At 65.5% G+C, this 17,815-nt stretch carries 19 protein-coding genes; 16 read left to right on the forward strand and 3 right to left on the reverse strand.

Translation table 11 applies throughout. From position 1 onward, the window contains the following. Positions 1–60 precede the first annotated feature (60 nt). On the reverse strand, positions 61–624 hold the full coding sequence (folE, locus tag U743_RS00525) for a GTP cyclohydrolase I FolE (RefSeq protein WP_043764691.1): 564 nt from the start codon (positions 622–624) through the stop codon (positions 61–63). Positions 625–698: 74 nt separating this feature from the next. On the opposite strand from folE, the gene U743_RS00530 reads away from it, so the two are divergent. Together U743_RS00530 and U743_RS00535 are read left to right on the forward strand one after the other, a co-directional pair. Further along, positions 699–1,478, forward strand: coding sequence for a ParB/RepB/Spo0J family partition protein (locus U743_RS00530; RefSeq protein WP_043764692.1), 780 nt, complete (start codon positions 699–701; stop codon positions 1,476–1,478). Between the two features lie 346 nt (positions 1,479–1,824). After that, the gene (locus U743_RS00535; RefSeq protein WP_043764695.1) at positions 1,825–3,588 is read left to right on the forward strand and encodes an SLC13 family permease; all 1,764 of its coding nucleotides are present in this window, start codon (positions 1,825–1,827) and stop codon (positions 3,586–3,588) included. A 129-nt stretch (positions 3,589–3,717) separates the two neighbouring features. Here the strand turns inward: U743_RS00535 and mnmG are convergent, their stop codons facing one another. Both mnmG and U743_RS00545 read right to left on the reverse strand, forming a co-directional pair. Further along, positions 3,718–5,598, reverse strand: a complete 1,881-nt coding sequence (gene mnmG, locus U743_RS00540) for a tRNA uridine-5-carboxymethylaminomethyl(34) synthesis enzyme MnmG (RefSeq protein ID WP_043764697.1) — start codon at positions 5,596–5,598, stop codon at positions 3,718–3,720. 207 nt (positions 5,599–5,805) lie between these two features. Further along, on the reverse strand, positions 5,806–6,120 hold the full coding sequence (locus U743_RS00545) for a DUF962 domain-containing protein (protein ID WP_052367354.1): 315 nt from the start codon (positions 6,118–6,120) through the stop codon (positions 5,806–5,808). Between the two features lie 38 nt (positions 6,121–6,158). Between U743_RS00545 and U743_RS00550 the strand changes: the two genes are divergently transcribed. The 14 genes from U743_RS00550 to U743_RS00615 all read left to right on the forward strand — a co-directional run bounded on the left by U743_RS00550 (position 6,159) and on the right by U743_RS00615 (position 17,811). Continuing rightward, positions 6,159–6,590, forward strand: a complete 432-nt coding sequence (locus tag U743_RS00550) for an ATP-dependent zinc protease family protein (protein ID WP_052367355.1) — start codon at positions 6,159–6,161, stop codon at positions 6,588–6,590. Continuing rightward, the gene (gene rimK / locus U743_RS00555; protein ID WP_043764701.1) at positions 6,587–7,492 is read left to right on the forward strand and encodes a 30S ribosomal protein S6--L-glutamate ligase; all 906 of its coding nucleotides are present in this window, start codon (positions 6,587–6,589) and stop codon (positions 7,490–7,492) included. Before U743_RS00550 ends, rimK begins: the two co-directional genes overlap by 4 nt. An 11-nt stretch (positions 7,493–7,503) precedes the next feature. Then, a complete protein-coding gene (locus tag U743_RS00560; protein ID WP_052367356.1) occupies positions 7,504–8,550 on the forward strand; it encodes a succinylglutamate desuccinylase/aspartoacylase family protein in 1,047 nt (348 codons plus the stop codon). Positions 8,551–8,652: 102 nt separating this feature from the next. Continuing rightward, positions 8,653–10,011, forward strand: coding sequence for a Na(+)-translocating NADH-quinone reductase subunit A (locus U743_RS00565; RefSeq protein WP_043764703.1), 1,359 nt, complete (start codon positions 8,653–8,655; stop codon positions 10,009–10,011). A gap of 4 nt (positions 10,012–10,015) precedes the next feature. After that, complete coding sequence (locus U743_RS00570; protein ID WP_043764705.1) at positions 10,016–11,230, forward strand: NADH:ubiquinone reductase (Na(+)-transporting) subunit B; 1,215 nt, start codon at positions 10,016–10,018, stop codon at positions 11,228–11,230. A gap of 9 nt (positions 11,231–11,239) precedes the next feature. Further along, entirely contained in the window at positions 11,240–12,007 is a 768-nt protein-coding gene (locus tag U743_RS00575; RefSeq protein ID WP_198021869.1) for a Na(+)-translocating NADH-quinone reductase subunit C, read from the forward strand. A 3-nt stretch (positions 12,008–12,010) separates the two neighbouring features. Further along, a complete protein-coding gene (locus U743_RS00580; protein WP_043764709.1) occupies positions 12,011–12,673 on the forward strand; it encodes an NADH:ubiquinone reductase (Na(+)-transporting) subunit D in 663 nt (220 codons plus the stop codon). Between the two features lie 12 nt (positions 12,674–12,685). Further along, positions 12,686–13,291, forward strand: coding sequence for an NADH:ubiquinone reductase (Na(+)-transporting) subunit E (gene nqrE / locus U743_RS00585; RefSeq protein WP_043764711.1), 606 nt, complete (start codon positions 12,686–12,688; stop codon positions 13,289–13,291). 13 nt (positions 13,292–13,304) lie between these two features. Then, positions 13,305–14,525, forward strand: a complete 1,221-nt coding sequence (gene nqrF, locus U743_RS00590; protein WP_043764713.1) for an NADH:ubiquinone reductase (Na(+)-transporting) subunit F — start codon at positions 13,305–13,307, stop codon at positions 14,523–14,525. A gap of 45 nt (positions 14,526–14,570) precedes the next feature. Next, on the forward strand, positions 14,571–14,768 hold the full coding sequence (gene nqrM / locus U743_RS00595) for a (Na+)-NQR maturation NqrM (RefSeq protein WP_043764714.1): 198 nt from the start codon (positions 14,571–14,573) through the stop codon (positions 14,766–14,768). A 67-nt stretch (positions 14,769–14,835) separates the two neighbouring features. Further along, positions 14,836–15,255 (forward strand): CBS domain-containing protein, encoded by a 420-nt coding sequence (locus U743_RS00600; RefSeq protein ID WP_232226685.1) that lies wholly within the window; start codon positions 14,836–14,838, stop codon positions 15,253–15,255. 48 nt (positions 15,256–15,303) lie between these two features. Beyond that, positions 15,304–16,263 carry an NAD-dependent epimerase/dehydratase family protein gene (locus U743_RS00605; RefSeq protein ID WP_043764715.1) on the forward strand — a complete coding sequence of 320 codons (960 nt, stop codon included), beginning with the start codon at positions 15,304–15,306 and terminating at the stop codon, positions 16,261–16,263. A 112-nt stretch (positions 16,264–16,375) separates the two neighbouring features. Next, positions 16,376–16,843 carry a Dps family protein gene (locus U743_RS00610; RefSeq protein WP_084191252.1) on the forward strand — a complete coding sequence of 156 codons (468 nt, stop codon included), beginning with the start codon at positions 16,376–16,378 and terminating at the stop codon, positions 16,841–16,843. A gap of 14 nt (positions 16,844–16,857) precedes the next feature. Further along, a complete protein-coding gene (locus U743_RS00615; protein ID WP_043764717.1) occupies positions 16,858–17,811 on the forward strand; it encodes an oligopeptide/dipeptide ABC transporter ATP-binding protein in 954 nt (317 codons plus the stop codon). Positions 17,812–17,815 lie beyond the last annotated feature (4 nt).

Below are 17,815 nucleotides of genomic sequence, written 5' to 3' on the forward strand. Positions count from 1 at the left end.
CCAGCTTCTGACCGATTGTAACCGGCCTGTCCCCACGACCGACAGTAAGCGACGGAGCCGCTATCCGTTGCCCCGGTTGATGAGCGTCAGGAACTCGCTGCGCGTGCGTGGGTCATCGCGGAAGCGGCCGTGCATCCAGGATGTGGTCATCGAAGAGTTCTGCTTTTCGACACCGCGCATCATGGCGCAGAGATGCTTCGCCTCGATGACAACGCCGACGCCGCGGGCGTCGGTGACCTGCTGGATGGTTTCACCGATTTGCTGGGTGAGGTTCTCCTGAATCTGCAGCCGGCGCGCGAACATGTCCACGATGCGCGGGATCTTCGACAGGCCGATGACCTTGCCGCTGGGCAGATAGGCGACGTGGGCGCGGCCGATGAAGGGCAGGAGATGATGCTCGCAGAGCGAATAGAGCTCGATATCGCGGACGATGACGATCTCGTTGTTGGTCGACTCGAAGACGGCGCCGTTGACGATGTCGTCGATCTGCTGCTGGTAGCCACGGGTGAGGAATGCCATGGCACGCGCGGCGCGGCCCGGGGTATCGCGCAGCCCGTCGCGCTCGCTGTCTTCGCCTACGGCCTCGATAATGGCCCGGTAGTGCGCTTCCATTGCATCCTTCATGGTTTGGGTTCCCGGAATCGGCGCGCATTATTTCACAGCGCCTGTTGCTGCCTTCACACCCACTCGACCAGACTATGACAACCACTACGCGCGACGTGCCCATCGAGCAGATTCGCCCCGGCGCCAACCAGGCCCGGCGGCGCTTCGACGAGGCAGCGCTCGACGAGCTAGCCGAGTCGCTGCGCGCCTCCGGGGTCATTCAGCCGGTGGTGCTGCGTAGCATCGACGATGGCTACGAGCTGCTCGCTGGCGAGCGGCGTTGGCGGGCGGCCCAGCGCGCCGGCATGAAGCGGATTCCGGCCATCGTGCGCAACGATCTCGACCCGGTTTCCGCGCAGGTGCTGGGTCTTGTGGAGAATCTGCAACGCGAGTCCTTGTCGCCGATGGAAACGGCACAGGGGCTGCGCCGGCTGGCCGATCTGCTGGAGCTGACGCACGAGGCAATTGGCCACCGCATCGGCAAGTCGCGCGTCTATGTCAGCAATTTTCTGCGTCTGCTCAAGCTCTGCGACGAGGTTTCAGCCATGGTCGATGCCGGCGAGCTGAGCATGGGCCATGCCCGTGCTCTTGCCGGTGTGGCCCCCGAGCAGCAGAAGCGGATGGCTGACGAATGCCTGCGCCGGAGCTGGACGGTCAGGCAGCTGGAGAAAGCGTTGGCGCGTGCGGCGGCCCCGAAACCGGCCGATGGCCGTCGTGAGCCGGAATGGGAACGGCTGGAACGCGCGCTCGGCGAGCATCTGGCCTGCCCGGTGACGCTGCAGGCCGACGGCAGCGGGCGGGGAGAGCTGCGTCTGCGCTTCTTCTCCCTCGACGAACTCGACGGCCTGCTCGAGCAGCTCGGTTATCGCGAATAATCCTTTTGCGCACAGATGCTGTCCAGCACCCTGCGCAGAAGCTGTGGATAAGCCTCGGCGCCGCTGTACTGGCGGGCGTGTGCCGTGAGAGGCCATTTTCTAACCAGGCGCGTAGCCGCGGGCCGTAGCTTTTGCACACAGGGTGCGAACAAGGCTGGGAGCGAGTTGTGGAAAACCCCGCCAAGCCGGGCGTGGCAGGCGTCTACCGGAATCTGGCCAGTTCCTGTCCAGCCTGCACTTATCGCTCGAAGTGATAGCGATGCACCTTCTTATTCGTTCCTTGTGGGAAGCGGCGCGCCGTCCTGATAGCCTGCGCGTCTTATTCGGCGGAAGGTAGGCGGCAAGAATGGGTTGGGAGGCGTGGTTGGCCGTTGCGGTCATCCTCGGCGTGCTGTTGCTGCTCGCAACCGAGCGGCTGCGGCCCGAGATCGCGGTGTTGGGGGGCATGGTGGTGTTGCTGGCCTTCGGCGTGCTCGTGCCGGAGCAAGCGCTCTCAGGCTTCTCCAACGCCGGCATGATCACCGTGGCGGCGATGTACGTCGTCGCCGCCGGCCTGCGCGAGACCGGCGCCATCGATCTGGCCTCGCGCGGCTGGCTGGGTAACGGCGGTGGCCTGCGCTGGACGCAGCTCAAGATCATGCTGCCCACCGCCGGGTTGTCCGCTTTCATCAACAACACCCCGGTGGTGGCCACATTCCTGCCCGTGGTCGCCGGTTGGGCGCGGCGCACGGGGGTATCGCCCTCGCGGCTGATGATGCCGCTGAGCTACGCCGCGATCTTCGGCGGCATGTGCACGCTGGTGGGCACCAGCACAAACCTCGTGGTCAACGGCAAGTGGGTTGCCGAGGGCGGGCGCGGCCTGGGCTTCTTCGAGCTGGGGATGGTGGGCGTGCCCTGCGCGCTGGCCGGCATGCTCTATCTGCTGACCATCGGGCGCCGCCTATTGCCGGATCGCGAGGCTGCCGGCAGCCCTTTCGAGAATCCGCGTGAATACACCGTGGAAATGGACGTGCTCGCCGACGGACCGCTGGTAGGCAAGACCATCGGCGAAGCCGGGCTGCGCCACCTGGGCAAGGTCTTTCTTGTGGAGATCGTGCGCGATGGCGGTGTCGTGCCAGCGGTGAACACCGAGGAGCGGCTGCAGGCCGAGGACCGCCTCGTCTTCGCCGGTGATATCACTTCGGTGTTGGATCTGCAGCGCATCAAGGGCCTGCAGCCCGTGCGTGAGGCTGATGCCGCAATCGCCCAGCAGTACCCGGAGCGCAAGCTGGTGGAGGTCGTGCTGTCGGCGCGCTGCCCCTTGATCGGGCAGACGCTGCGCGACTCGCGCTTCCACACCTACTACGGCGCCTCCGTGGTCGCCATGGCGCGGGACGGCAAGCGTCTGCGTGGCGGGTTGGGCGAGGTGCGCTTGCGGCCGGCGGACACGCTGTTGCTGGAGGCGCGCCCGGTCTGGGTGCAGCGCCATCGCTATTCGCCGGACTTCCTCCTCATCAGCCAGCACGGCGAGGATCCGCCGCGCTACGAGCGCGCCTGGGCAGCCTGGCTGGTGCTGGCGGGCATCGTCGGTACGGTGGTGGCTGGCGTCTTCGACATGCTTACCGCCGCGCTGATTGGCGCCGGCGCGATGGTGGCCAGCGGCTGCGTGGGCGTGGCAGGTGCGCGCAAGAGCGTGGACATGCAGGTGCTGCTGGTCATCGCCGGCGCTTTTGCACTCGGCGAGGCGCTGCAGGTGACGGGCGCCTCGGCGGTGATCGCCTCCAGCGCATTGGCCATGGCGGGGGACCGGCCGTGGCTGCTGTTGGCACTGACCTACGCCGTGACCTCGATCATGACCGAGATGATCACCAACAACGCGGCGGCTCTGCTGATGTTTCCCATCGCCGTGGCGGCGGCTTCGGGCATGGGGCTGGCCCACGAGCCTTTCGTGGTGACCGTCATGATTGCCGCCTCGGCCGCTTTCTCGACGCCGCTCGGCTATCAGACCAACCTGATGGTGGCCGGCCCGGGCAACTACCGATTCCTCGATTTCACGCGCGTTGGCCTACCGCTGAACGTGCTCACAGGTGTCGTCGCCGTGACGCTGATTCCGCGTATCTGGCCGTTCTGACAGAGGCATAACCGCGGATTACGCAGATTTCGGGGTGTGCTTTCTGGCGTACGCAGACGAAGTCAGCGCACGCCAGAAGCGGGAAGAATCTGCGTCAATCTGTGAAACCTGTGGTTCTCTTCCCCGCCCTCAAGCGCTCTTCGCGAGTTGGCCGCGCTTCTTGAGATGTACGAGCAGCAGCGAGGTTGCTGCTGGCGTGATGCCCGGGATGCGACCAGCCTGGGCGACGGTCTCGGGGCGGTGGGCAGCGAGCTTGTCGCGCACCTCATTCGAGAGGCCGGAAACCGCGCCGTAGTCCATGTCCGCTGGCAGCTGTGCGTTCTCGGCCTGGGACATGCGCGCGACTTCGGCTTCGGCGCGGGCGATATAGCCGGCGTAACGCGCTTCGATGGACAGCTGCTGCGCCACGATCTCATCGGTTGTGGTGTCGGCCAAGTCCAGTTCGGCGAGCAGGCTGAAGTCGACCTCGGGGCGGCGCAGAAGCTCGAAGGCGGACACGCGGCTCGACTCCGGAAGTGGGCCAACGCGCTCGGCCAATGATTCGCGTGCGGGGTGGCTGGGCGTCAACCAGGTTTGCTCCAGCTGTTCGCGGGTGCGCGCGATGGCCTCGCGCTTGGCTTCGAAAGCCGCCCAGCGGGTGTCGTCGACCAGCCCCAGCTCGCGGCCGATGGGCGTCAGGCGCGCGTCGGCGTTGTCCTCGCGCAGCAGCAGGCGGTGCTCGGCGCGCGAGGTGAACATGCGGTAGGGCTCGCTGGTGCCGCGCGTGGTGAGATCGTCAACCAGCACGCCGATATAGGCTTCGAAGCGCTGCGGCACCCAGGCTTCTTCGCCGCGGGCTTCGCGCGCTGCGTTGATGCCGGCCAGCAGCCCCTGCGCGGCGGCTTCTTCGTAACCGGTGGTGCCGTTGATCTGGCCGGCGAAGTAGAGGCCGGCTACGGCACGTGTGGCCAGGCTGCGCGACAGATCGCGCGGGTCGAAGTAGTCGTATTCGATGGCATAGCCGGGGCGGGTGATGCGCCCGGCCTCCAGCCCGGGGATCGTGCGCAGGAACTCCTGCTGCACGGCGAAGGGCAGGCTGGTGGAGATGCCGTTGGGGTAGATTTCGGTGCTGTCCAGCCCCTCCGGCTCGAGGAAGATCTGATGGCTGTCGCGATCGGCGAAGCGGTGGATCTTGTCCTCGATGCTCGGACAGTAGCGCGGCCCCAGGGAGTCGATTGCCCCCGAGAACATCGGCGAGCGCTCCAGGTTGGCCGCGATGACCTCGTGGGTCGCCGTGCAGGTGCGCGTGATATGGCAGGGAATCTGCCGCGGGTGGTCGGCGCGCGAGCCCATGAAGGAGAAGACCGGGCGCGGCTCGTCGCCGGGCTGGGTGCTGCAGCGCGACCAGTCGATGGAGCGGCCGTCGATGCGCGGCGGCGTGCCGGTCTTGAGCCGGCCGGTGCGCGGCATGGCTTCGCGCAGCATGTCCGCCAGCCGGGTGCTGGCCGCGTCGCCGGCGCGGCCGCCGGTCTGCTGTCGGTCGCCGACGTGGATCAGCCCGGACAGGAAAGTGCCGGCGGTGAGCACCACCGTGCGCGCACCGAAGACCATGTTGCCCGCGGTCTCGACGCCGGTGACGCGCCCGCCGCTGACGCGCAGACCGGTGACTTCCTGCTGGAAGATCTCCAGGCCGTCCTGTTGCTCGAGGATGCGACGAATGGCGGTGCGGTAGCGCACCCGGTCGGCCTGGGCGCGCGTGGCGCGCACGGCCGCGCCCTTGGAGGCATTGAGGGTGCGGAAATGGATGCCCGCAGCGTCGGCGGCGCGCGCCATGGCGCCGCCCAGGGCGTCGATCTCGCGCACCAGATGGCCCTTGCCGATGCCGCCGATGGCCGGGTTGCAGGACATCTGTCCGAGGGTGTCGATGTTCTGCGTCAGCAGCAGCGTGCGCGCGCCCGAGCGCGCCGCGGCCAGGGCGGCTTCGGTGCCGGCGTGCCCGCCGCCGATCACGATGACGTCGTAGTCAGACATGTTCGCTTCCGCTCGAATCTCCGTGGGCGTGCCCGTCGCCCATCACGGTGGCGTCGCCGCTATGCATGGCTCGCCGAGCTGCCATGGCGCCCGCCGCGGCGCAGCGGCGCCCGCGGCCATGACGCCTGCCCAGCCGCCGCACTCGGGTCAGCCATTGGGGCCTGTGGCGGATCCGCGTCATGTCGGGCGATTCCTGCTGCCCGGGGTTCAGAAGGGGATCTTGCCGGCGAGCGTTTCCCACCACATGCGCCAGTCGCCCTTGTAGGATTGCCAGGGATACTTGAAGGTGGCGGGCTTGTTCTGTTCGAAGAAGAAATGGCCCACCCAGGCAAAGGCGTAGCCGACCACCAGCGCTGCCGGAATCAGCCAGAGCTGGAAGGTGACGATGCCAACAACGAAGAGCAGCAGTCCCAGGCTCGTCCCCACGAAGTGCAGTCGCCGGTTGGTCCGGTTGCTGTGCTCCTCAAGGTAATAGGCGTAGAACTCGTCGAAATCGCGAAAGGATGCCGTGTTGTCGCTCATTGAAACCGCTCCGACGGCCGCAGGGCCGCGTTTGATGCATGTCGCATTCTAGGCCAGAGCCGGAGGCGGCCCCAAATCTGCTGCGCGTCGGTTGGCGCGAGTGGGTGACGTTGCCCGATCTGCTGCGCAAGCCGGTGCGCGCGAAGATGGATACGGGGGCGCGCAGCTCGGCGCTGGCAGCCACACACATCCGCCTGCGCAACGATGAGGTGCGCTTTCGTGCGGTGGGTGCGACCCAGGAGCATCGGGTGCCGCTGCTCGACGAGCGCTGGATCACGGACGCCGGCGGTCACCGTGAGCTGCGCCCGATCATTCTGACGACGCTGCAGCTCGGCGACTATTGCACCGAGATCCAGATCAGCCTCACCGCGCGTCGCGGTTTACGCTATCGCATGCTCGTCGGGCGCGCGGCCCTGGCCGGGCACTGTCTCGTCGACCCCCAATCCAGTTATCTGCTCAAGCGCCCATGAAAATCGGCATTCTCTCCCGCAACCGTCGCCTCTATTCGACCAGCCGCCTCGTCGAGGCCGCCGAAGCGCGTGGTCATCAGGTCGAGGTCATCGACGCGTTGCGCTGCTACATGAACATCGTTCCGCACAAGCCGGAGATCCACTACAAGGGCAAGCGCCTGGAGGGCTTCGAGGCGATCATCCCGCGCATCGGTTCCTCCATTACCTTCTACGGCACGGCTGTGGTGCGCCAGTTCGAGATGATGGGGGTCTACTGCCAGAACGAGTCGGTGGCCATTTCGCGGTCGCGCGACAAGCTGCGCAGCCTGCAGTTGCTGGCGCGCAAGGGCATCGGCCTGCCCATCACCGGCTTCGCGCACTCGCCGGACGACACTCAGGACCTGATGAATCTGGTCGGCGGCGCGCCCATGGTCATCAAGCTGATCGAGGGCACCCAGGGCAAGGGCGTGGTGCTGGCCGAGACCAAGCAGGCGGCGGAGAGTGTCATCGACGCCTTCCGCGGGCTGGACGCGCACTTCCTGACGCAGGAATACATCGCCGAGGCCAAGGGCGCGGATATCCGCTGCTTCGTGATCGGCGGCAAGGTGGTGGCCACCATGCAGCGCCAGGCCAAGGAGGGCGAATTCCGTTCGAATATCCACCGCGGCGGTCAGGCGCGCTCGGTGCGCATCACGCCCGAGGAGCGCTCGACGGCCGTGCGCGCGGCGGCTTCGATGGGACTGAATGTGTGCGGTGTTGACCTCATCCGTTCCAATCACGGGCCGGTGGTGCTGGAAGTGAACTCTTCACCGGGGCTGGAAGGCATCGAGCGCACGACCGGTCGCGATATCGCCGGCCAGGTCATCGGGCACCTGGAGACGCACGCGCGTCCCGGCCGCACCCGCACGCGCGGTCGCGGCTGAGACAGACGACGGTGGCTGGCAAGCGCGCCGACGACTTCCTGATCGAGGACCAGCGCGTTCCGGCGGGAACCCGTCGGCAGGTGGCGCTGCAACTCGGCACCCTCTACACCAGCGCGCCGGTCACGCTGCCGGTGCACGTCGTGCACGGGCGCCGTCCGGGGCCGGTGCTCTTCGTTTCGGCCGCGCTGCACGGCGACGAGATCAATGGCATCGAAATCATCCGCCGCGTGCTGGAGCTGCCGGCGCTGAAGCAGATGGCCGGTACGCTGCTGGCGGTGCCGGTGGTCAACGTGCTCGGTTTCCTGCAGCGCACGCGCTATCTGCCGGACCGGCGCGACCTCAACCGCAGCTTCCCGGGTTCGGCCTCCGGCTCGCTGGCCGCGCGCATGGCGAACCGCTTCATCACCGAGGTCGTCGACCGCGCCGATGCCGGCATCGATCTGCATACCGGCGCGCTGCAGCGCCCGAACCTGCCGCAGATCCGCGCCGATCTATCCAACGAGCGCACCGCGACCCTGGCCAAGGCCTTCGGTGCGCCGCTGCTGCTGGATTCGGCACCGGCGGCGGGCACGCTGCGCGAGTACACCACCGCCCAGCACAAGCCGGTGTTGCTCTACGAGGCCGGCGAGGCGCTGCGCTTCGACGAGGTGGCCATCCGCCTCGGCGTGCGCGGCGTCATGAACGTGCTGCGCGAGATGCGCATGCTGCGCGCGCACGCCCGGCGGGCTTTGCCCGTGCAGCCCGTGGTGGCGCACAGCAGCAGCTGGGTGCGCGCGCCGGTATCGGGGGTGCTGCGCGCGCAGACCGATCTGGGCCGGGCCGTGGCCGAGGGCGAGCGCATCGGCTGGATCGGCGACCCGGTCGGTGGCGTCGATACGCCTGTGCTGGCGCACTCGGACGGCATCGTCATCGGTCGCGTCAGTCTGCCGCTCTGCTACGAGGGGGACGCGCTCTTCCACATTGCACGGCTGGAGTACCCCAAGGCAGCCGAATCGGCGGTGACGCTGGCACGCCGGCTGGCCGCTGCCATGCCGGGCGCTCGGGCGCGTTTCGACTGATCCGGCTGATCACGCTCGCGACGCGCTGGAAGCCGAAGGCGCGCAACCGTTAAACTACTGCGGTTTCGCTAACCCGAATTGAGCAGGCGGGGAACCCCCAGCGTGGAAAAGCATCGCGTCAAACTGAAGAAGGGTCTGGACTTGCAGCTGGCCGGCAAGCCCGAGCAGCGCATCGACAAGGCGCCGCGGGTGTCGTCGGTGGCCGTGATCGGGCCCGATTACGTCGGTCTGAAGCCGAGCATGTCGGTCGAGGAGGGCGATCGGGTCAAGCTCGGCCAGCCACTCTTCGAGGACAAGAAGAATCCCGGCGTGGTCGTCACGGCCCCGGCCAGCGGCACGGTGCGCGCGGTCAATCGCGGCGCCCGGCGCGTGCTGCAGTCGGTGGTCATCGATATCGATGGCGACGACGCCGTTACCTTCGACGCCATCGATGCGGGGCGTCTGGACAGCGCCGACCCGCAGGCGCTGCGCGACACGTTGGTGGCTTCCGGCCAGTGGACGGCGCTGCGCACGCGACCCTTCGGCAAGATCCCGGCCGTCGACGCCGAGGCCTCTGCGATTTTCGTCAACGCCATCGACACGAATCCGCTGTCGGCGGATCCGCAGGTGGTCATCGGCGACCAGCCGGAGCTGTTCAAGGCCGGCCTGAAGGCGCTGCTGCGCCTGACCGAGGGGCCGGTCTACGTCTGCGTAGCGCCCGGCGCCGATATCCCGGTGCCGGAATCGGATCGCATCCGCGTGGCGGAGTTCGCCGGCCCGCATCCGGCAGGCCTGCCCAGCACGCACATGCACTTCCTGCACCCGGTGACCGTCGAGAAGCCGAACTGGCATATCGGTCCGCAGGACGTGATCGCCGTTGGCGCGCTGCTCACGACGGGCCGCATCCGCACCGAGCGCGTCGTGGCGCTGGGCGGTTCGGTGGTGTCGAAGCCGCGCCTGCTGCGCACGCGCCTGGGTGCGTCCATCGATGACCTCATGCGCGGCGAGTTGCGCGATATGGATGCGCGCGCCATCTCGGGCTCGGTCTGGAACGGCCGGCGCGCGGCCGGTTGGGCAGCCTTTCTCGGTCGCTACAATACGCAGGTGAGCGTGTTGCCGGAAGGGCACCAGCGCCGGCTCTTCGGCTGGCTGAACCCCTTCGGCGAGCGCTATTCGGTGACGCGCGCCTATGTCTCGGCGATCACCGCGCGCAATCGCGATTTCGACCTGAATACCTCCACCAACGGCTCGCCGCGCGCCATGGTGCCCATCGGCAACTACGAAAAGGTTATGCCGCTGGACATCGTGGCAACGCCGCTGTTGCGCTCACTGATCGTGCGGGACACTGATACGGCCCAGGGCCTCGGTGCCCTGGAACTGATCGAGGAGGACGTCTCGCTGATGTCCTTCGTCTGCGTCGGCAAGTACGACTTCGGCCCGCATCTGCGCGCCAGTCTCGACCTCATCGAAAGGGACGGCTAGGACCATGGCACAGAAGGGACTCCGCGGCTTTCTGGATCGCATGCACCCGCTTTTCGCCAAGGGCGGAAAGTTCGAGAAGTATTACGCCCTCTACGAGATGGTGGATACCTTCTTCTATTCGCCCGGGGATGTGACCCGCGGCGCGCCGCACGTGCGCGACGGCATCGACCTCAAGCGCACGATGATCTACGTGTGGCTGGCGACCTTCCCGGTCATTCTCATGGGCTCGTGGAATGTCGGCTTCCAGGCCAATCAGGCGCTGGCGGCGATGGGCGTCGATCAGGTCGACAGCTGGCGTCACCTCTTCATCGCGCCCTTCGGCTACGACGCTTCGAGCCACCTGGCCAATGTCATCCACGGCCTGACGTATTGGTTACCGATCTACATGGTGACCTTCATCGTCGGCGGCATGTGGGAGGTGATTTTCGCCGGGGTGCGCAATCACGAGGTCAACGAGGGCTTCTTCGTTACCTCGATCCTGTTCTCGCTGATCCTGGCGCCGACCACGCCGCTCTGGCAGGTGGCATTGGGTATCAGCTTCGGCGTCGTTATTGGCAAGGAAATCTTCGGCGGCACCGGCAAGAACTTCCTGAATCCGGCGCTGGTTGGCCGTGCCTTTCTCTATTTCGCCTATCCGGCGCAGCAGTCCGGTGACGCGGTATGGGTGGCTGCGGACGGCTATACCCAGGCCACTGCGCTGTCCATGGCTTCAGAGAACGGCGTCGCTGGCATCACCGATGGCGGCATCAGCTGGATGCAGACCTTCGTCGGCAGCATTCCGGGCTCGGTGGGTGAGGTTTCCACCATCGCCATCCTTATCGGCGGTGCCTTCCTGGTGTACACGGGAATCGCCAACTACCGGATCATCTTCGGCATGTTCGCTGGCATGATCGCTACGACGTTGCTCTTCAATGTGATCGGTGGCGGTGCCTATATGGAGGTGCCCTGGTACTGGCACTTCACGATGGGCGGCTTCGCCTTCGGCGCGGTCTTCATGGCGACCGACCCGGTATCCTCGTCCCATACCAATGTAGGTCGCTGGATCTTCGGCGCGCTCTGCGGCTTCATGACCGTGCTGATCCGAGTGGTCAACCCGGCCTTCCCCGAAGGTGTGATGCTGGCCATCCTCTTCGGCAATATCTTTGCCCCGCTCATCGATCACTTCGTCATCAAGGCGAACATGAAGCGGCGTGAACGGCGCACCCTGGCGGCTGCCTGAACGATGGCTATGAATAAGGATTCCACGAGCTACATCTTCATTATGGCCATCGTGCTGTGCATGACCTGCGCGATCGTCGTTGCAGGGGCAGCGGTGTCGCTGCGCCCGGCACAGGAAAAGAACCGGCTGCTCGATCAGCGCGCGAATGTGTTGCAGGTGGTCGATCTCTACGAACGGGGCATGGACGTTAATGCGGTCTTCGAGGAGCGCATTGAGACGCTAGTGATCGATCTGCAGACCGGTGAGGAAGTCGGTGGCGTCGATCCGGCGAAGTACGACATGTTTGCTGCCGCCAAGGAGTCCGGCTCGAATGTCGCGCTATCCGGCGCCGAGGACATCGCAGGCATCGGCGCAATCCCGAAGAAGGCCATCGTCTATGTCGTGCGCGACGAGAACGGTGATGTGCGCAACTACGTCTTCCCGGCGAACGGCTACGGGCTGTGGTCCACCATGTACGCCTACGTGGCGCTGGAGCCCGATGCCAACACCATCGCCGGCGTCACCTTCTACGACCACGGCGAGACGCCGGGGCTCGGCGGCGAGGTGGACAACGCCAAGTGGCGCGAACAATGGGAAGGCAAGAAGGTCTATGACGACGGCGAGCCGGCATTCCGTCTCGTCAAGGGCGGAATCGACCCGCAGCGTCCGGGCTCGGAGCACAAGGTGGATGCGCTATCGGGCGCTACGTTGACCTCCAATGGGGTCAGCAACCTCATGCGCTTCTGGTTCTCCGAGCGCGGCTACAAACCCTTCATCGAGCGCGAAGCGCGGAGCTGATTCATGGCAGGGAATCTCAAGGAACTGGTCAAGGAACCGGTCTTCGACAACAACCCGATCATCCTGCAGGTGCTGGGCATCTGCTCGGCACTGGCGGTGACCTCGAAGCTGGAGACCTCGTTGACGATGGCGGCTGCCTTCACGGCCGTCTGCTGCCTGTCGAGCTTCTTCATCAGCTTCGTCCGCAACATCACACCGAACAACATCCGCATCATCGTGCAGATGACCATCATTTCCTCGCTGGTGGTCGTCGCCGACCAGGTGCTCAAGGCCTATCTCTACGACATCGCACGACAGTTGTCGGTCTTCGTCGGCCTGATCATCACGAACTGCATCATCCTCGGCCGTGCCGAGGGTTTCGCGATGAAGAACCCGCCGATTCCCAGCTTCCTCGACGCGTTGGGCAACTCGCTCGGCTACAGCTTCATCCTGGTGGCGGTTGGCGTCGTTCGCGAGCTCTTCGGCTCGGGCTCTCTGATGGGCGTGCAGATCTTCACGCTGGCCAGTGAAGGGGGCTGGTATGTCAGCAATGGCCTGCTGCTTCTGCCGCCCTCGGCCTTCTTCCTGATCGGTTTCCTGATCTGGGGTGTACGCACCTGGAAGCCCGAGCAGGTCGAGAAGCCGGATTACCAGATCCATCAGGTGCACCGCACCGAAGTGCTTTAGGGCCCGCTCGCTATGGAACTCGTCAATCTCGCCATTCGCTCGATCTTCGTCGAGAATCTCGCCCTTGCCTTCTTCCTGGGCATGTGCACCTTCCTCGCCATCTCGAAGAAGATCGAGACGGCGCTGGGCCTCGGCATCGCGGTGATCGCCGTGCAGGCCATCACCGTGCCGGCGAACAACCTCGTCTATCAGTACCTGCTCAAGGACGGCGCTTTGGCCTGGGCCGGCCTGCCGGAAGTCGATCTGTCATTCCTCGGGCTGATCTCCTACATCGGGATCATCGCCGCGATGGTGCAGCTGCTCGAGATGTTCCTCGACAAGTATGTGCCTGCCCTCTACAACGCCCTCGGCGTCTTCCTGCCATTGATTACAGTGAATTGCGCGATCCTTGGCGGCACGCTGTTCATGGTGGAGCGGGACTACAACCTCGCCGAAGCGACGGTCTACGGAGCCGCGTCGGGTGCCGGCTGGGCACTCGCTATCGTCGCGCTCGCCGGCGTGCGCGAGAAGCTGAAGTATTCGGATGTCCCCGATGGCCTGCAGGGCCTGGGCATCACATTCATGACGGTAGGCCTGTTGTCGCTCGGCTTCATGGCCTTCTCCGGCATCCAGATCTAGGAGGCATTGCGCCATGTTGGAAGTCGTTCTCGGCGTGGGATTCTTCACCGGTATCGTGCTGGTGCTGGTGAGCGTGATCCTGCTCGCCCGCTCCAAGCTGGTGCCACAGGGCAACGTCACCATCGATATCAACGGCGAGAAGCAACTGTCGGTGCCCACCGGCGGCAAGCTGCTCGGCACGCTGGCCGAGAATGGCCTCTTCGTGCCCTCGGCCTGCGGCGGTGGCGGCACCTGCGCGCAGTGCCGCGTCAAGATCTTCGAGGGCGGCGGCGCCATCCTTCCCACCGAGGAAGGGCACATCAACAAGCGCGAGGCCCGCGATGGGGATCGTCTCTCCTGTCAGGTGACCGTCAAGCAGGACATGAAGATTCAGGTGCCGGAAGAAGTCTTCGGCGTCCGCAAGTGGGAGTGCACGGTCAAGTCGAACCACAACGTCGCCACCTTCATCAAGGAGCTCGTGCTGGAGCTGCCCGAGGGCGAGAACGTCGATTTCCGCGCCGGCGGCTACATCCAGATCGAGGCGCCGCCGCACGAGGTGCATTTCAAGAACTTCGAGATCGAGGAGCGCTTCCAGCCTGACTGGGACAAGTTCAACGTCTGGCAGCACATTTCCAAGGTCCACGAGCCAGTGATGCGCGCCTATTCGATGGCGAATTATCCGGAAGAGCGCGGACTCATCATGCTCAACGTCCGCATCGCGCTGCCGCCGCCGCGCCAGCCCGATTTGCCGCCTGGCGCGATGTCGAGCTATATCTTCGGCCTGAAGCCGGGCGACAACGTCACCATTTCGGGCCCCTTCGGCGAATTCTTCGCGCGAGAGACGGACAAGGAGATGATCTTCGTCGGTGGTGGCGCCGGCATGGCGCCCATGCGCAGTCACATCTTCGACCAGCTCCGCCGCATCAAGACCGACCGCAAGATGAGTTTCTGGTACGGCGCGCGCTCGAAGAACGAGATGTTCTACGTCGAGGATTTCAACATGCTCGCCGAAGAGAACGACAACTTCGATTGGCATGTCGCGCTCTCGGAGCCGCTGCCCGAGGACAACTGGGACGGACCCACCGGCTTCATCCATGAGGTGCTCTACGAGAACTACCTCAAGGACCACAAGGCGCCGGAGGACTGCGAGTTCTATCTGTGCGGCCCGCCCATGATGAATGCGGCGATGATCAAGATGCTGCTGGATCTCGGTGTCGAGCGCGAGGACATCATGCTCGACGACTTCGGCGGCTGAGAACCTCTCGGCCGTGGCGCTGTCTTTAAGGGCAGGAGCACAATCATGAGCGATATCGTCCTCTTCCTCGTCACTTTTGCGGTTCTGGCTGTCACCTTCGGCGGACTGGCACTGGGGCTGGTGCAGAACAAGCCCCTCAAGGGCAGCTGCGGCGGCCTGTCGAATGTCACGGGTGAGCGCTGCGGCTTCTGCGGCGCCGATAGCGCCGACCGTTGCGAGGCTCCGGCCGACGCCGAGCGCTGAAGCGCGGCGCAAGGCCTGCGCGCTGCGGCATACTGCGCTTACGACATCCACAAAATCGGGGCGTACCGTGCGGACATCGCTCGACAAGATCCGCGTTCAGGACTACATGAGCGCGAGCCTGCTGACCTTCACACCGGAAACCGACGTGTTGGCCGCCATCAACTCGTTGATTGAGAAAGGCGTATCCGGCGCGCCAGTGCTCGACAAGCTCGGCAATCTCGTCGGCATGCTCTCCGAGAAGGATTGCATGCGGCTGGCGTTGAATGCCGGCTACCACGGCGATCTTGGCGGCCGCGTTGGCGACTTCATGTCCCCAAAGGTGATTACGGTCGACGCCGATACCAGCATTCTCGAAGTTGCGCGCATGTTTCAGGAGGCGCCCTTCAAGCGCTACCCGGTGGTTTCCGATAACCGCCTGGTCGGCAGCATCAGCCGCTCGGACGTGCTGCGCGCCATCGACGCGCTGCGTGGCAACTTCCCCGTCTGATTTCGTCACCGCGGTCTTCGCCCGCGTTAGCCGCAAAGGTTTCTGCCCTTGAGCGACAGTGCTTTGGAGCGCCCAACGGTACTCGTGACCGGCGCCGCGGGCTCGCTGGCACGGCGCGTTATCGCGCGCCTCCACGGCAGCTGCCGGTTGATCGCCGCCGACTTCCGCCACCGCGTCGATACTGACTCCGGCATTGCCAGCTACAAGGTGGACGTGCAATCGGGCGGCTTCGAGGGCATTTTTCGCCGCCACAGCATCGACGCAGTGCTGCACCTGGGCCGCATCTTCCCGCATCAGTCGACGCGCCTGCATCGCTACAACGCCAACGTTCTGGGTACTCGGCGGTTGCTGGAGCTATGCCTGAAGTACGACCTGTCGCAGGTGCTGATCCATTCGACCTACTACGTCTATGGTGCCAGCCCCTACAACCCGGCGCTGCTGACGGAGGACTCGCCACTGAAGGCGAGCGAGATCACCCAGGACCTCATAGATGCGGTCGAGCTGGAAAACCTCGCTCAGATCTGGCTGTGGAAGCACCCGGAGATTCGCCTGGGCATCCTGCGCCCATGCAATATTCTCGGCCCCGGTGTACGCAACAGCATGTCCCTGCTCATGGCACGGCGCATTGCTCCGACCGTTGCCGGGCATTCTCCGATGATGCAGTTCCTGCATGTCGACGACATGGCGAAAGCCGTTGTCCGTGCTTACGAAGGCGGTGCCCACGGTGTCTTCAATGTGGCGCCGGATCGCTACCTGCCCTATCAGCGGGCCTTGCAGCTGGCCGGCTGCCGTCGGCTCCTGGTACCTCCCGTGCCGCCGCAGGCCGCGGGCCTGCTAAGCCGGGCCTTGAACTGGGGGGCTTTCTTTCCGCCCTATCTCGTCAACTATTTCAAGTATCCAGTCCTGCTCGACGGCAGCCTCTTCGCCCAACGCTTCGGTTGGCGGCCGGAGCAGCCCGCCAAGGATGTCCTCGCCTACTATCGCTTGCGCAAGCAGCGCGGTAGCTGAGCCCCCTGGCGGCGATTGAAGGGCGCTATTAGCGCGTGGCTGCACGACAATTGGCGAAAGCGCCGCGAGCGGGCTAGGCTCAAGGCATCTCATCCAAGGAGGCAACAAGAATATGGATATCGATATCGGCATCAGCGAGGAAAAGCGGAAGACCATCGCCGGTGGTCTGTGCCGCCTGCTCGCCGACGAGTACACCCTTTATCTGAAGACACACAACTTCCACTGGAACGTGACGGGGCCGATGTTCACGACCCTTCACCAGATGTTCGAGCAGCACTACACCGAGGCCGCGACTGCGGTCGACGAGGTCGCGGAGCGCATTCGCACCCTCGGCGAGCGCGCGCCCGGCAGCTACAAGGAGTTCGACGAGCTGGCCACGGTCCGCGAGGAAACCAAGCAGGTTGACGCCATGGAGATGGTGCGCCAGCTCGTCAAGGACCACGAAACCGTCGCCAAGACCGCGCGCTCCGTCTTCAAGGAGGCCGAGGAAGTGAGTGACGAGCCCTCCGCCGATCTGCTGACGCAGCGCATGCAGCTGCACGAAAAGACCGCGTGGATGCTGCGCAGCCTGCTCGACTAGACGGCGCGCCCGTCATGGCGGTGCGCAAGCTGCGCGCCGTCTACGGCCGTGATCTGGTCGCCGTCGACGACGTCAGCCTGGACATCCGTCCGGGCGAGATCGTCGGCCTCGTCGGCGAATCCGGTTGCGGCAAGTCGAGCCTCGCGCGCTGCCTGGCGGGTCTGCGTGCGCCGGACCGCGGTGCGGTCATTCTCAATGGCGAGCAGCTCGGCCGCCGCGGCATGCGCCGGAACCAGCGCCGCGCCGTGCAGATGGTCTTCCAGGATCCGACGGCCAGCCTGGATCCGCGCATGCGGGTTAACAAGTTGCTGGCCGAGCCGCTGCGCGCGCTCTGCCCGGAACTGGACCGTCACCAGCGTCGTGAGCGCATTGCGGCAACGCTGGAGGCCGTCGGGCTCGATCCGGCGCACGGCCAGCGCTTCGCGCACAGCTTTTCCGGCGGTCAGGCGCAGCGCATCGCGATCGCGCGGGCACTGGTTGTAGAGCCCGACCTGCTGATCTGCGATGAGCCATTGTCGGCGCTGGACGTCTCCGTACAGGCGCAGATTCTGAACCTGCTGCGCGACCTCCGCGCCCGGCGGGGCATGGCCATGCTTTTTATCAGCCATGATCTCGCCGTCGTCCGGCAGCTATGCGACCGCCTGCTCGTGATGTATCTGGGCCGCCTCGTCGAGCAGGGCGCCACGGCCGATCTGATCGACCGACCGGCACATCCCTATACGCGCGCCCTGCTGTCCTGCGTGCCGCGTGTCGTCGCCGCCGCCGAGCCGCAGATCCTGCTCGAAGGGGAGCTGCCCGATCCCCGGGCGCGGCCTTCGGGCTGCGTCTTTCGCACGCGCTGCCCCATGGCCGACGGCATCTGTGCTGAGCGAGAACCCGATTGGCACCGACAGGAGCACGGTGGTTATTCGGCCTGCCATTTCGCCGCCCGTCACGCCAGTCCGATGACCGCGCGGGCGATGCGCTGAAGCG

It is taken from the genome of Algiphilus aromaticivorans DG1253, from assembly GCF_000733765.1.
In the GTDB taxonomy this organism is placed as follows: Bacteria; Pseudomonadota; Gammaproteobacteria; order Nevskiales; family Nevskiaceae; genus Algiphilus; species Algiphilus aromaticivorans.